General features: G+C 71.2%; 15 protein-coding genes and 1 pseudogene. 5 read left to right on the top strand and 11 right to left on the bottom strand.

Annotation, left to right across the window (positions count from 1 at the left end; genetic code table 11):
• Nucleotides 1-149, bottom strand: a pseudogene (locus AB4Z46_RS15400) (MBL fold metallo-hydrolase); the annotation flags it as partial.
• A gap of 115 nt (nucleotides 150-264) precedes the next feature.
• Here AB4Z46_RS15400 and AB4Z46_RS15395 point away from each other — a divergent pair.
• Nucleotides 265-1101 (top strand): IclR family transcriptional regulator, encoded by an 837-nt coding sequence (locus tag AB4Z46_RS15395; RefSeq protein ID WP_442284380.1) that lies wholly within the window; start codon nucleotides 265-267, stop codon nucleotides 1099-1101.
• Here the strand turns inward: AB4Z46_RS15395 and AB4Z46_RS15390 are convergent.
• The 7 genes from AB4Z46_RS15390 to AB4Z46_RS15360 all read right to left on the bottom strand — a co-directional run bounded on the left by AB4Z46_RS15390 (nucleotide 1043) and on the right by AB4Z46_RS15360 (nucleotide 5904).
• Nucleotides 1043-1579, bottom strand: coding sequence for a GFA family protein (locus tag AB4Z46_RS15390; protein ID WP_442284370.1), 537 nt, complete (start codon nucleotides 1577-1579; stop codon nucleotides 1043-1045). The two genes, AB4Z46_RS15395 and AB4Z46_RS15390, sit on opposite strands and share 59 nt — an antisense overlap.
• On the bottom strand, nucleotides 1576-1926 hold the full coding sequence (locus tag AB4Z46_RS15385) for a GFA family protein (RefSeq protein WP_442284369.1): 351 nt from the start codon (nucleotides 1924-1926) through the stop codon (nucleotides 1576-1578). Before AB4Z46_RS15385 ends, AB4Z46_RS15390 begins: the two co-directional genes overlap by 4 nt.
• A 64-nt stretch (nucleotides 1927-1990) precedes the next feature.
• Nucleotides 1991-2815 carry an orotidine-5'-phosphate decarboxylase gene (pyrF, locus tag AB4Z46_RS15380; RefSeq protein ID WP_442284368.1) on the bottom strand — a complete coding sequence of 275 codons (825 nt, stop codon included), beginning with the start codon at nucleotides 2813-2815 and terminating at the stop codon, nucleotides 1991-1993.
• A gap of 9 nt (nucleotides 2816-2824) precedes the next feature.
• The gene (locus AB4Z46_RS15375) at nucleotides 2825-3640 is read right to left on the bottom strand and encodes a uracil-DNA glycosylase family protein (protein WP_442284367.1); all 816 of its coding nucleotides are present in this window, start codon (nucleotides 3638-3640) and stop codon (nucleotides 2825-2827) included.
• The gene (locus AB4Z46_RS15370) at nucleotides 3637-4215 is read right to left on the bottom strand and encodes a GNAT family N-acetyltransferase (RefSeq protein ID WP_442284366.1); all 579 of its coding nucleotides are present in this window, start codon (nucleotides 4213-4215) and stop codon (nucleotides 3637-3639) included. Before AB4Z46_RS15370 ends, AB4Z46_RS15375 begins: the two co-directional genes overlap by 4 nt.
• Nucleotides 4212-4895, bottom strand: a complete 684-nt coding sequence (gene tsaB, locus AB4Z46_RS15365) for a tRNA (adenosine(37)-N6)-threonylcarbamoyltransferase complex dimerization subunit type 1 TsaB (RefSeq protein WP_442284365.1) — start codon at nucleotides 4893-4895, stop codon at nucleotides 4212-4214. The genes AB4Z46_RS15370 and tsaB overlap by 4 nt, the downstream gene beginning before the upstream one ends.
• Nucleotides 4888-5904, bottom strand: a complete 1017-nt coding sequence (locus AB4Z46_RS15360; RefSeq protein ID WP_442284364.1) for a DMT family transporter — start codon at nucleotides 5902-5904, stop codon at nucleotides 4888-4890. The genes tsaB and AB4Z46_RS15360 overlap by 8 nt, the downstream gene beginning before the upstream one ends.
• 181 nt (nucleotides 5905-6085) lie before the next feature.
• On the opposite strand from AB4Z46_RS15360, the gene dacB reads away from it, so the two are divergent.
• Nucleotides 6086-7528 (top strand): D-alanyl-D-alanine carboxypeptidase/D-alanyl-D-alanine endopeptidase, encoded by a 1443-nt coding sequence (gene dacB, locus AB4Z46_RS15355; protein ID WP_442284363.1) that lies wholly within the window; start codon nucleotides 6086-6088, stop codon nucleotides 7526-7528.
• Nucleotides 7529-7690: 162 nt separating this feature from the next.
• Nucleotides 7691-9238: an alpha/beta hydrolase gene (locus AB4Z46_RS15350; RefSeq protein WP_442284362.1), complete on the top strand. Its 1548-nt coding sequence runs from the start codon at nucleotides 7691-7693 to the stop codon at nucleotides 9236-9238.
• Here the strand turns inward: AB4Z46_RS15350 and AB4Z46_RS15345 are convergent.
• Genes AB4Z46_RS15345 through purE form a run of 3 tightly spaced genes read right to left on the bottom strand, consistent with a single transcriptional unit; the run spans nucleotide 9235 to nucleotide 12011 of the window.
• Nucleotides 9235-10233, bottom strand: coding sequence for an L-threonylcarbamoyladenylate synthase (locus AB4Z46_RS15345; RefSeq protein ID WP_442284361.1), 999 nt, complete (start codon nucleotides 10231-10233; stop codon nucleotides 9235-9237). The genes AB4Z46_RS15350 and AB4Z46_RS15345 overlap by 4 nt on opposite strands.
• 13 nt (nucleotides 10234-10246) lie before the next feature.
• A complete protein-coding gene (locus AB4Z46_RS15340; protein ID WP_442284360.1) occupies nucleotides 10247-11413 on the bottom strand; it encodes a 5-(carboxyamino)imidazole ribonucleotide synthase in 1167 nt (388 codons plus the stop codon).
• Between the two features lie 55 nt (nucleotides 11414-11468).
• Nucleotides 11469-12011, bottom strand: a complete 543-nt coding sequence (purE, locus tag AB4Z46_RS15335; protein ID WP_442284359.1) for a 5-(carboxyamino)imidazole ribonucleotide mutase — start codon at nucleotides 12009-12011, stop codon at nucleotides 11469-11471.
• A gap of 36 nt (nucleotides 12012-12047) precedes the next feature.
• Here purE and AB4Z46_RS15330 point away from each other — a divergent pair, with 36 nt between their 5' ends.
• Both AB4Z46_RS15330 and AB4Z46_RS15325 read left to right on the top strand, forming a co-directional pair.
• Nucleotides 12048-12968, top strand: a complete 921-nt coding sequence (locus AB4Z46_RS15330; RefSeq protein WP_442284358.1) for a tetratricopeptide repeat protein — start codon at nucleotides 12048-12050, stop codon at nucleotides 12966-12968.
• A gap of 176 nt (nucleotides 12969-13144) precedes the next feature.
• Nucleotides 13145-13597 carry an META domain-containing protein gene (locus tag AB4Z46_RS15325; RefSeq protein WP_442284357.1) on the top strand — a complete coding sequence of 151 codons (453 nt, stop codon included), beginning with the start codon at nucleotides 13145-13147 and terminating at the stop codon, nucleotides 13595-13597.
• Nucleotides 13598-13603 lie beyond the last annotated feature (6 nt).

Below are 13603 nucleotides of genomic sequence, written 5' to 3'. Positions count from 1 at the left end.
GCCACCAGCACGCAGTCGTCGCCGATGATGATGCCGGTGTTGGGGTCGCCCTCGGCCGTGTAGGCCCAGGCATGCTCCGAAATCTGGCTGAAGGTGATCTTCTTCTCTTCGAGATCGGCCTGGCTGGCGAACTTCTTGGTCTGGGTCATCGTGGGTCTCCTGAAATTTGTCTAAAGTGAACGAATTCGCATGGAACGAATGCGCGGAGTGTAATTCGAGGATCAGTTAATGTCTAATGCCTTCTGTATCAACGAATGACGGAACCTGATGGCGGCTGACTCCGATCGCGCGCAACGCGGCATCCAGAGCATCGAGGTGGGCGGCCAGCTGCTGCGCGCCCTGGTGCACCACGGCCGGCCGATGGCGCTCAAGGACCTGGCGCGCGAGGCCGAGATGTCCGCCGCCAAGGCGCACCCCTACATGGTCAGCTTCGGCCGCCTCGGGCTGATCGAGCAGGACCGCACCACGGGCCACTATCTGCTCGGACCGCTCGCCTTGCAACTGGGATTGATCAGCCTGCAGCAGGCCAATCCGGTGCACATCGCGACGCCGCTGATCGCCGAGCTGGCGCAGCAGATCGGCCAGACGGTGGCGATCGCGGTCTGGGGCGACCGCGGCGCGACGATCGTTCGCATTGCCGAATCGCCGGCGCCGCTGCACGTGAACATGCGGCACGGCACCGTGTTCTCGCTGACCCACACGGCCTCGGGCCGGCTGTTCGGCGCCTACCTCGACCCGGCAGTGGTCCGGGACCTGCTCGAACAGGAGCGCCAGCGCGAACAGAAAGGCGCCGCTGCCGCCGCAGCGCCGCGGCGCGGCATGCCGCCGGTGCAGCCGCTGCCGGGCTGGAAGGCCTTCGAGGCGCAGCTGCACGAGGTGCGGGCCCACGGCCTGAGCCGCTCCGAGGGCGAGATCCTGCCCGGCATCAGCGCGATGTCGGCGCCGGCCTTCGACCACACCGGCGCGATCGTGCTGGCCCTCACGGCCATCGGACCGGCCGCGATCTTCGACACCCGATGGGACGGCGAGGTGGCCGTCGCGCTCAAGGCGTGCGCGGACCAGGTGTCGCAGCGGCTGGGGGCTGCGTCTTCAGGGTCTTGAAGCGCTCGATGCTCCCGGGCGGCCAGTGCTCGGACCGGCGGTAGTACTCGCTCACCGCAGGCGTGCCCGGCGGCAGCAGCACCCAGGGCTGCTTCGACATCGTGAAGATGTGGATGTCGGGCGGCAGCAGGTCCGGCGCGTCGAGGGTGCCGACCCGCACGAAGGCGATCGATCCCCCGCCGCCGGCGTAGTGGCTCCACAGCGCGACGCGGCAGCGGACGCAGCGCACGACGGTCTGGCCCTGGCCGCTGGCCGAAGGCGTCTCGACATGCTCGACCTCGCCCTGCAGCAGCCGCACGCGGTCGGACTCGATCATCGCGTTGAGCGCAAAGGCGCTGCCCGTCTCGCGCTGGCACCAGCGGCAGTGGCAGCAGTGCACGAACAGCGGCCGCGTGGCCATGCGGTAGCGCACCGCCCGGCAGGTGCAGCCGCCCTCGACCGGAAAGGGGTCCGGCCCGCCCGCCTCGGGCGGGCTCATCGCGAGCGGCCGTCGTAGTGCTGCACCGGCACCGCCTCGAGGTCGATGCCCTCGAGGCAGCGGATGTTGACCGCAGCCATCGGCTGGCCCTTGGGATCCGTCGCCTCGGCGAAGGGATGGATGCCGCAGGTCTTGCAGAAGCGATGCCGGATGGCGTGCTTGTTGAACAGGTAGGTGCCCATGTTGTCGTCCTCGGGCGTGCGCAGGGTGAACTGCGTGCGCGGGACGAACCACAGCAGCGAGCCTTTGCGCTGGCACATGGAGCAGTTGCAGGCCAGCGCACCCTGGATCTCGCCCTCGACGTCGAAGGCGATCCGGCCGCAGTGACAGCTTCCTTGGTAGGTCATCGGGGGGTCTCCGTGGCTTTCGAGCCCCGCAGATTACACCCGCTCAAGCGACGCGGAATGTCGCTCAGGGCTTGGCCGCCTGGAGCGCGTCGCGGGTGCGCGTGGCCTCGCGCCGGGCGGCCTCGGCGAAGTCTTCGCCGGCCGAGGCGTAGCAGATGGCTCGCGATGAATTGACCACGATCGGCGCGTCCGGACGCCAGCCGGCCCGGACCGTGGCGACCGCGTCGCCGCCCTGGGCACCGACGCCGGGAATCAGCAGCGGCACCGTGGGTGCGAGCGCGCGCACGCGTTCGATTTCGGCCGGGTAGGTGGCACCGACCACCAGGCCCAACTGGCCGTTGAGGTTCCAGGGGCCCTGGGCCAGCCTGGCGACGTGCTCGTACAGGAAGGGCTCGCCCTCGATCCCCGCCAGCCGCTGGCCCTGCAGGTCGGCGCCGCCCGGGTTGCTGGTCCGGCACAGCAGGAAGGCGCCCTTGCCCTGGTGGCGCAGATAGGGCTCGACGGAGTCGAAGCCCATGAACGGCGACAGCGTGACGGCATCGGCCCCATAGCGCTCGAAAGCCTCGCGCGCGTACTGCTCGGCGGTCGAACCGATGTCGCCGCGCTTGGCGTCGAGGATCACCGGCACCTGGGGCGCGTTGCGGCGCATGTGTTCCATCAGCTGCTCGAGCTGCCCCTCGGCCCGGTAAGCAGCGAAATAGGCGATCTGCGGCTTGAAGGCGATCGCCAGATCGGCCGTGGCGTCGACGATGCGGGCGCAGAAGTCGTAGATCCTGCTGGCGTCACCCTTGAGTCCGGCGGGGAATTTGGTCGGCTCGGGGTCGAGTCCGACACACAGCAGCGAGCCGTTTTGGCGCTCGGCGGCGCGCAGCTTGTCCAGGAAGGTCATGGACGAATTTTAGGACCCTGCCGGCGCGGCTCCATCGACCTGGGCAAGCTGCTCGGCCGCCAGGCAGAGGTCGGCCCAGGCCCGGCCCTTGTCGGCCGGGTTGCGCAGCAGGTAGGCCGGGTGGTAGGTAGCGACGACCGGCGTCGCCTGCGCCCCCGGCTGCGCCATCGGGACCACGCGGCCGCGCAGCCGGCCGAGCGGATCGGCGCTTTGCATGAGGCTCTGCGCCGCCAGCGGGCCCATCGCGAGCACCACGCGGGGCGCCAGGGCGTCGATGCTCTCGGCCAGCACGTCGCCGATCGGCCGCGGGCCGGCGGGTTGGCCCGCGGCGACACCCCGGTGGGTGCGCATCAGGTGCACCGGCACGGGCCCGCCATGCAGCTGCAGCGCGTTCAGCATGTTGTGGAGCAGCCGGCCGGCGTCGCCTTCGAAGGGCTCGCCGTGCCGGCCATCGAGTTCGGGCGGCATGTCGGCCACGATCAGCCAGCCGCCCTGCGGCGCTGCCGCGGGATCGCCGCAGACGCGTCGCGGGGCCTCGGCCAGCACGGCCGCGCCGTGCGAGGCCGCCGTCGGCGCGCGAGGGGCGGGGGACGCCGGCGCCGCAGCGACGGCCGGAGCGGGTCGGGCCGGCGCCGCGGCAGGAAGCGCCGCGGCCGGTTCCGCGGGCACGGGCACGGACGCGGTCTGAGCGACGTCCGCGGCAGCGACGGCTTCGGCCGGCACCGCTTCGGCGGGCTCCGGCTGGCGCCACCAGAAGAGCTTGACGCCCATCTCGTCGAGCATGGCGCGCTGACGCGCGTCGAGGTTCAAGGCTTCGGTCGTCATTTCAATCCGCCCCAGGCGCTGGGTGATTCTTGGAGGCGCAGGCTCATGACGACCGCGTCCTCGCGGGCGCCGCCGTGCGCGGGGTAGTAGCCCTTGCGCGTGCCCACGCGCCGAAAGCCGTTGCGTTCATAGACCGCGAGCGCGCGCAGGTTGCTGGCCCGCACCTCGAGCCAGAGCCACTGCGCGTGAAGGCCGCGCGACCAGCCCGCGAGCGCCTCCAGCATCAGCGGCGCCCAGCCCTGGCCCTGGAAGGCCGGCGCGACCGTGATGTTGAGCAGGTGCACTTCGTCGACGCCCTTCATGGCGACGAAATAGCCGATCAGCGTCTCGCCGCCGCTGCGCGCCGTCGCCCGGCTCCACAGCGCGCGCGCGCCGCGCGACGCCGACGGCTCGCTGTCGGGCGCGGGCGCCACCAGGCACTGGCAGTGGTAGCCGGCAGCCAGCGAATCGGTGAAGTTCGCCGGCGTCCAGGGATGGCTGAAGGCGCTCTGCTCGATGGCGCAGACGGCCGGGATCCGATCCATGGTGATCGGCTCGAGGCGCGCCTCGCGCGGCTGCTGCAGGACGGCACTCATCGCGCAGCTCCCGCCTTCAAGGCTGCACGCTCCTCGGTCGTCTGCGCCACCTTGTCGCGCACGTAGAGCGGCCAGGCCTCGGCCGGCGCGACCGTGCGGCCGGCGGCCAGCAGCGCCGGGGCCAGCCGCAGCATCGCGGCGGCGGTCGGCAGCACTTCGTGGCGCGCCACCGCATGGGGCAGGCGCTCGCCGTACGCGGCAAAGGCATTCCCGGCCAGCGCCCAGCCGTCCGGCACCACGATGCCCTCGGGCGCGAGCAGCTCGGCTTCGCTGGCGCTGATTTCGACCCCGAAGTCGTAGCCGGCCGCGTAGACCTGGTCCATGCGCGCGTCAAGCACCGCCACCACGCGGGTGACGCCGTAGCGGTCATGGGCTTCTTCGGCCACGGCCTGCAGGGTGTCGATCGGCAGCAGCCGGACGCCGGCGCCGAATCCGAGGCCCTGCGCGACCGAGCAGGCGGTGCGCAGGCCGGTGAACGAACCCGGGCCGCGGCCGAAGGCGATGGCGTCGAGCTCGCCGAGCGACAGGCCGGCGGCGGCGAGCAACTGCTGGATCAGCGGAATCAGGCTCGCCGACGATTGCGCGCCGCCGGCGCCGCTGTGCTCCAGCAGCAGGTCGTCGTGGCGCACCGCGATCGACAGCGCCTCGGTGCTGGTGTCGAAGGCCAGGAGCTTAGGCATCGATGCACCCTCCCGAGGCGCTGGCCGCCGCCGCGACGGCCGGCGACTTGGTCCCTGCGGCGCGGCTGCGCTGGACCCCGAAGAGGATGCCCGCCGTGACCAGCAGCAGCCCCGCAACCAGGTTCCAGTAGAGCGGTTCACCGAGGAAGACCACCGCGCCGAGCGCCGACAGGCCGGGCACCAGCGCCGTGATCATGGTCGAGCGCACCGGGCCGAAGTACTGGATCATGCGCGTGAAGGCGATGCCCGAGATCACGACCGAGCCGATGCCCTGGAACAGCAGCTGGAACAGGACTTCGCCCATCGGGGCGCTGGCCAGCCGGCTCGTGACGACGCCGGACGCGGCCAGCAGCAAGTACACGGGCACATAGGTCATGAAGGCGAACACGGTGATGGCGATGGTGGCGCGAACCGCCTCGAGCCCGTGCTGCCGCACGACGATGCTGTAGCAGGCCCAGCAGAAGGCCGCGCTCATGAAGAGCAGGTCGCCCTTCCAGATCACGCCGCCCTCCAGCGCGTGCAGCAGGCTGGCGCCGCCGACGAACAGGTCGCCGAGGACGATCAGCGCCAGGCCGAGCGCGCGCAGCGGCGTGATGCGGTCGCGCAGCACCAGGACGGCGAGCAGCGTGGTCCACAACGGCAGGCTGCCCGGCATCAGTACCGCGGCGTGGCTGGCCGGCGCGAAGAAGAAGCCGGTGTAGGCCAGCAGGGCGTAGGCCAGGCCGCCGCAGACGCCCGCCAGCGCGGTGAGGCGCAGCGGCAACGGCGAAAGGCCGAAAAACGAGCTCGACGCCGACCCTTTGGCGCGGTCCTGCATGACCAGCCAGGCGCCCCAGGGCAGCAGCACCAGGCTGGCGCCGAAGATGCGCGTGAATGCGATGTCGAAGGGCGTCAGCGAGCGCCCGGCAGACGCGCGGGCGATCACGATGAACGCGGTCCAGACCCCCACGGTGACGACGGCCGCGCCGATGCCGATGGTGCGGGCGGAAAATCGGGGAGCTGCGGACATCAAGAGATTATCGGCTCCCCCCCAGGTTGCCCGCACTTCGTGTCGGGCGCCCACCCCCTGCCGGGGGCAACACCAGCGGCCCGGCGAAGCCGGTTCCGCGGTGTTTCACGAACAGGCCAGGCTGCGCCGGCCGGGGGTCGTGCAGCTGCTGCCTCGCATGGCGGCCCTGGATAATCCTCGGATGCCTCTTCTGCCCCTCGCTTTGCGCCGCGCCAGTCGCGCCATTCCGGTCGTTGTCGCGCTGTCGGCGCTGTCGGCGCTGTCGGCGCTGCCGGCCATGGCCCAGGGCCTGCCGCACGAAGTCGATGCCGCGCTGGCCCGCGCCAAGGTGCCGCGCGACGCGGTGACGATGCTGGTGGTCGATGCCGACGGCGCCCGTGCGCCACGGCTGGCCTGGCGCACCCAGGTGGCGGTCAATCCGGCGTCGATCATGAAGCTGGTCACCACCTACGCGGCGCTCGACCTGCTGGGGCCGGCCTTCGCCTGGACCACGCCGGTATATGTGGACGGCCCGGTGCGCAACGGCGTGCTCGAAGGCAACCTCTATCTCAAGGGCCAGGGCGACCCGAAGCTGGTGCTCGAGCGGCTGTGGCTGCTGCTGCGCCGGGTGCAGGGGCTGGGCATCCAGCGCATCCAGGGCGACATCGTGCTGGACCGCAGCGCCTTCGAAGTGACGGAGAGCGACCCGAACGCCTTCGACGGCGAGGGCCAGCGCCCCTACAACGCGGCGCCCGATGCGCTGCTGGTCAACTTCAAGTCGGTGGTGATGAGCTTCGTGCCGAACCGCGGCGCGCAGACCGCGCAGGTCAGCTACCAGCCGGCGCTGGCCGGCGTCGCCATGCAGGCCACGGTGCCGCTCGCGGCCGGCGATTGCGGCGACTGGCGCAGCGCGCTCGGCGGCGATTTCGCCGATCCGGCGCGCCTGGGGTTCGCGGGCAGCTTTCCCGCCGCCTGCGGCGAAAAGACCTGGGCGGTGGCCTATGCGGACCCGGGCAGCTATGCCGCCCGCGCGGTCGGCGGCCTCTGGGCCGAGATGGGCGGCCAGCTCAAGGGCCAGGTGCGCGATGGCCGCGTGCCGGCCGAACTGCGGCCGGCCTTCGAAGCCGCGTCGCCGCCGCTGGCCGAGGTGATCCGCGACATCAACAAGTACAGCAACAACGTGATGGCGCAGCAGCTCTTCCTCACGCTCGGCCTGCAGCAGAAGAAGCGCGGCACGCTCGACGCCTCGCGCGCCACGCTGCGCCAGTGGTGGAACGACCGCATCGGCACCGGCGAAGGCCAGCCGGTGTTCGACAACGGCTCCGGCCTGTCGCGTGACGAGCGCATCAGCGCCGCCGCGCTGGCCAAGATGCTGCAGGTGGCCTGGCGCTCGCCCGTGATGCCGGAGCTGGTGTCCTCGCTGCCGGCCTCCGGCGTCGACGGCACGCTGCGCAAGCGCGCCCTGCGCTCGGGCGGCGCCGCGCACCTGAAGACCGGCACCCTGCGCGACGCCGCCGGCGTGGCCGGCTACGTGCACGGCGCCAGCGGCCGGCGCTGGGTGGTGATCGCGATCGCCAACCACGGCAATGCGGTCGCCGCGCGGCCGGCCTTCGATGCCCTGGTGGATTGGGCGTCGCAAGACTGAAGAAAACCCTTCCGCTCCCTCGGGGGCGGGTCCGCGCCGGCTGAGCCCCCAGGGCTGCATGGGCGGCACGGCCGCGTGTAGGCAAACGCCGCTTGCGCGCGGACCGGGCCCTGCCCAAAATCGAACGCCGCTTCGATTTTGACTCCGCAGGAGACAAAGCCCATGAACAGACTGCCAGCCCTCGCCCTCGCGGGCGTCGCCCTGTCGCTTGCCGGTTGCGGCGGCGGAAACGACGGCTTCGCTTTCAATGTGCCCACCGTGGTCGATTCGGGCCGCGGCTCGGTTGTGACGCTGCCGCCCGAGCGGGTGCAGCGGATCGCGACCGGCGATTTCACGACGCTGCTCGGCGCCAGTGCACAGGGCAGGGCGCTTCTGCAGGTCGCGGGAAGCCCGAAGTGCGGCGTCGACCTGCGCTACCTCGAATACCGCACCGTCGGCGGCCAGGGCGAAGCCACCAATGCCACCGCCGCGATCATGGTCCCCTTCGGCACCGACACCGTCTGCAACGGGCCGCGCCCGATCGTCCTGTACGCCCATGGCACCACCCCGGCGCGCGACTTCAACATCGCGCGCTGGACCGATACCAATCAGCCCGCCGCCGGCGAAGGCCTCACGGTCGCGGCGATGTTCGCCGCCCAGGGCTTCCTGGTGGTGGCGCCGAACTACGCCGGCTACGACAAGTCGACCCTGACCTACCACCCCTATCTCAACGGCGACCAGCAGGGCAAGGACATGGTCGATGCGCTGACCGCGGCGCGCAAGACCCTGCGCTTCATCGACGGCAGCGACGCCGGCTCGCTGTTCGTCATCGGCTATTCGCAGGGCGGCTACGCGGCGATGGCGGCGCACCGCGAGCTGCAGGCCAACGGCAAGGCGGTCACTGCATCGGCGCCGCTGTCCGCGCCTTCGGCCACCAGCCTGCTGACCGACTACAGCTTCAGCGGCTGGCCGGCGCTCGGCGCCACGGTGTTGTCGCCGCTGCTCTCGACCAGCTGGCAGAAGCAGTTCGGCAATGTCTATTCGGCCACCAGCGACATCTACGAAGCCCAGTACGCCGCCGGCATCGACACCTTGCTGCCCAGCCTGACGCCGCTCGATACCCTGTTCGCCACCGGACGGCTGCCGCGACTCGCCCTCTATCCCACCAACGCCATTCCCGGGCCCGTCGATCCGTCGCTGGCCGTGTTCTACGGCCCCAACAACCTGATCCGGCAGAGCTACCTGACGCAGGCCGCCAACGACATCCAGGCCAACCCCTGCGTCGGCAATGCCCTGCCGGCGACGGTGGCGTCCCTGAACACCAGCTCGCCGCTCGGCTGCCAGCCGCTGCTCGGTTTCCGCAGGGCGGCGCTGGCGAACGACCTGCGCAACTGGCTGCCGGCCCGGCCGGTGCTGATGTGCGGCGGCGCCAACGACCCGACGGTGAACTTCGTGAGCACGCGCGCCACGGCCGGCTACTTCCGCGCCCGAGGCATGCCGCCGTCCGCGCTGACCGTGGTCGACCTCGAAGACAGCGGCGCCATCGACGTGTTCTCGGCCGCCCGGGCCGGTTTCGCGCAAGCCAAGGCCAGCACCGCCGCCGCCGCCGGCGGCACCGCCTCGAACCAGGCGCAGGCCGTGACCCAGGCCTATCACGGCACGCTGGTGCCGCCCTTCTGCATGGTGTCCGCCCGCGGGTTCTTCCAGGCTGTCCTGGCAAGCGGGGGCTAGGCTGCGGCGCGCACGAGCCGGTCGCGCACGCCTTCCCACTCGGGATCGTTCGGCGGCGTCTCGACCCAGATCAGCTTGACGCCCTCGGCGTCGAAGGCACGCAGCACCGCGAAGAGCTGTTGCGCGGCGGCCGCTGCGTCGTCGGGCATGCGCCGCTGCAGCACGCGCTGCGAACGGCAGCTGAGCGCCGTGCGTGACCACACGGCGATGTTCGCGGCACTCGCGCCGAGCACGTCGAGGCCGGTCTGCAGCGCCTTGGCATCCATCAGCCGCAGCTTGGCGCTGGGTGCATAGTGGGATTCGAGCGTGCCGGAGGCCCGCGGGTCGGGCGCGCCGAGCGCGTCCTTGTCGCGCAGCGGCTCGCCGCCGGCCGCCTCGATCTGGGCCCGCGTGATCGCGCCCGGCCGCAGCAGCACCGGCGCGCCGCGGCTGCAGTCGACGATGGTCGACTCGATGCCCACCGCGCAGGGCCCGCCGTCGAGCACCAGCAGCGCGTCGCCGAACTCCTCCTGGACGTGCTGGGCGGTGGTCGGGCTGACGCGGCCGAATCGGTTGGCGCTCGGCCCCGCCAGACCGTGCACGCCCAGCTCGGCACAGGCGACCAGCAGGGCCTGCGTCACCGGATGGGCCGGACAGCGCAGGCCGATGGTGTCCTGGCCGCCCGCGGCGGCGGCGCCGATGCCGGGCTGGCGCGGGACGATCAGGGTCAGCGGTCCGGGCCAGAAGGCGCGCACCAGCTTCTGGGCGAACAACGGCAGCGGCCGGGCGAAGTACGACAGCGCCTCGGTGCCCTTCGCGCCGGCCGCCACGTGAACGATCAGCGGATGGTCGCTGGGCCGGCCCTTGGCCGCGAAGATGCCGGCGACGGCCGCGTCGCTGCCGGCGTCGGCGCCCAGGCCGTAGACGGTCTCGGTCGGGAAGGCGACCAGGCCGCCGGCGCGCAGGACCCGGGCGGCCTCGGCGATGGCGTCGTGCGCGCTGCCGTCGCGGATCATTCCGCTCGCCCTTTCATTCGGACAGCGGGATCGGCAAGCCCAGCAGCGCGGCGGCGAAATCGGCCGTGCTGCGGACCGCGTCGATCGCGTCGCCGGTGATGTTCAGGTGGCCCATCTTGCGGCCGCGACGCGCCTCGGTCTTGCCGTAGAGGTGCAGGTGGGTGCCGGGGAGGGCGAGCACGTCGGCCCAGCGCGGCTCCTGCGGCGCTTCGCCGTCGATGAACCACAGGTCGCCCAGCAGGTTCAGCATGATCGCCACGCTGTGCTGGCGCGGCGGATTGAGCGGCAGGCCCGTCAGCGTGCGCACCTGCAGTTCGAACTGCGACACGTCGCAGGCGTTCATCGTCCAGTGGCCGCTGTTGTGGGGGCGCGGCGCCATTTCGTTGACCACCAGCCGGCCGTCGCCGAGGACGAAGAACTCGACGCACAGCACGCCGACATAGGCCAGCCCGTCGGCGATCGATCGGGCCGCGGCGACGGCCCGCCGCGCCGTCGCCTCGGGCATGTTGTGGGCGTGGACCTCGGTGACGGAGAGGATGCCGTCGCGGTGCAGGTTGCGCTGCGCCGGGAAGTTCACCATCTGCCCGTCCTCGCCGCGGGCGACGATCACCGAACACTCGAAGTCCAGGTCGAGCAGCTTCTCGAGCACGCAGGGCACATCGCCGGCATCGTTCCAGGCGGCGCTCAAGTCGGCCTGCGTGATCACCCGGCGCTGGCCCTTGCCGTCATAGCCGAGCCGCGCGGTCTTGAGGATGCCGGGCAGCAGGTCGGCCGGCACCGCCGCCAGGTGATTGACGGTCTCGATCACGGCGTAGGGGGCGCACTCGACGCCACAGCGCACGAAGTGCCCCTTCTCGCGGATCCGGTTCTGGGCGATCGCCACGGCGTCCGCGCCCGGCGCCACCGGGCGCACCGCGGCCAGGTGTTCGAGCGAAGGCGCCGGCACGTTCTCGAACTCGGTCGTCACGGCATCGGCCAGGCCGGCCAGCCGCGCCAGGCCGTCGACGTCGGCGTAGTCGGTGTGGATGTGGTGGTGGCTCACGCGCCCGGCCGGGCTGTCGGCATCGGGGTCGAGCACGGCGGTGAAATACCCCATCGCCTGCGCCGCGTGGACGAACATGCGGCCCAGTTGGCCGCCGCCGAGCACGCCGAGTGTGGCGCCGGGCAGCACGACGTTCATTCGGACACCTCCGCGCTGCGCGCTGCGGTGTTCGCCTTGGGAGCGGCCCGGCGGCTCACAATGCCCCCCCGCCCTGCGGCGAAAACGGCGACACCGCGGGGTCGTCGCCCGGCGGCAGGGTCATGGCTTGCGCGGCCTGGGTCTGCTTCAGGCGGAAGGCGTCGAGCTGGGCGCGCAGCGCCGGGTCGCCGACCGCCAGCATCGCGACCGCGAACAGGGCCGCGTTGGCCGCGCCGGCATTGCCGATGGCGAAGGTCGCGACCGGCACGCCCTTGGGCATCTGGACGATGCTGTAGAGCGAATCCACGCCCTGCAGGTGCCGGCTCGCGACCGGCACGCCGAGCACCGGCACCGTGGTCTTGGCCGCCAGCATGCCGGGCAGGTGGGCGGCGCCGCCGGCACCTGCGATGATCGCGGCCAGGCCGCGCGGCGCGGCGCTTTCGGCGTAGGCGAACAATTCGTCGGGCATCCGATGGGCCGAGACCACCCGGGCTTCATGGGCGATACCGAATTGCTGGAGAATCTCGACCGCATTGCGCATCGTCTCCCAATCGGAGTTGGAGCCCATCACCACGCCGACCTGAATTGCTTGCTTCATGGTTCGAATTTTACGTTTCACCCTCACCTTCCCGCGATGATCGACATCACCCTCGAAAATTTCCAGTCCGAGCTGATCGAAGGCTCGACGACCACGCCGGTCCTGCTCGACATCTGGGCCGAATGGTGCGGCCCCTGCAAGCAGCTCGGCCCGGTGCTCGAAAAGCTCGAAGTCGAGTACGCGGGCCGCTTCACGCTGGCCAAGCTCGACGCCGACAAGGTGCCGCAGATCTCGCAGCAGCTGAGCCAGATGTTCGGCGTGCGCAGCATCCCCTTCTGCGTGATGTTCAAGGACGGGCAGCCGGTCGACGGCTTCGTCGGCGCCATCCCCGCCGACGAGATCCGCACCTTCCTCGACAAGCACGTGCCGGGCGCCGAAGAGGCCGAAGCGCTCGAACAAGAAGCCTCCGCTCAGGAGGCGCTGGCCGAGGGCGACACCGAGGGCGCGCTCGAGAAGCTGCAGTACGCGGTCGCCACCGACCCGGCCAATGACGACGCCCGCTTCGACTACGTCAAGCTGCTGCTCCAGCAAGGCCGCATCGACGACGCCAAGGTCGCCTTCGCGCCGGTGATCGCCAAGACCACGCTGGTGCGCCGCTTCGATTCGCTGCAGCGCTGGATGGACGCGATCGACTTCGGGGCACCGGCCGCCGGTGCCGCGCCCGCGCTGGCGGATCTGGACGCCCGCATCGCCGCCAGCAAGCGCGACTTCGACGCCCGCTTCGACCGCGCCCGCCTGCTGATGGGCGCCCAGCGCTGGACCGATGCGATGGACGAACTGCTCGAGATCCTGATGCGCGACAAGAGCTGGAACGAAGACCTGGCGCGCAAGACCTATATCGCGATCCTCGACATCATCGAGCCGCCGAAGGTCAAGGTGGCCGACGGGCAGATCCCGCCCGACGATCCGACGGTGGCCAGCTACCGCCGGCGCTTGAGCAGCGTGGTGCTGAGCTGAAGCTCGCTGCATTAGGCAATTTCAAACAAAAGCGATCTTGCGATCGCTTTTTTCTTGCCATGGAGGCCGATCCGCGCCACCGCCGGCCTGCCGCAGCCGGGGCGGCGTTGGCGCGCCGAGCCCGGTCGCATACGATGCAGCAAAATATCAATTTGTTGCAGAAGGAAAGACAGGCCATGCGTTCCCGCCCTGCCGCCACTCCTCTTTTCATGGCCGCCCTGCTGGCTGCCGCGCTGGCCGCCGGTTGCGGCAGCGGCATCAACCTCGACGAGCCGATCGAGGGCCCGGTCTGGCGCCTCGACCAGCTCGGCGGCGAGCCGGTGGCCGCCGGCGCCGACCCGCAGCGCGATCCGCAGGTGCAGTTCGACCGCCGCAACGGGCGCGTCAGCGGCTCGGGCGGCTGCAACCGGCTGTCGGGCACCTTCGAGCGCAGCGGCAGCGCGCTCAAGCTGAGCCAGCTGGCCTCGACGCGGATGGCCTGCACCGATCCGGCGTTGAGCACCAAGGAAGCGCAGTTCTTCGCCGCCCTGCAAGCCACCACCAGCTACCGGCTGCAGAGCCCGACGCGGCTGGCGCTGCTGGATGCGGGCGGGCGCACCGTGGCGACGCTGAGCACGCAGTCGCGCTGACGCCCT

Source organism: Variovorax sp. M-6 (assembly GCF_052114385.1).
Lineage (GTDB): Bacteria > Pseudomonadota > Gammaproteobacteria > Burkholderiales > Burkholderiaceae_C > Variovorax.
Note: the sequence above shows the minus strand (reverse complement) of the source record. Positions and strands in the feature narration are given on the sequence as shown.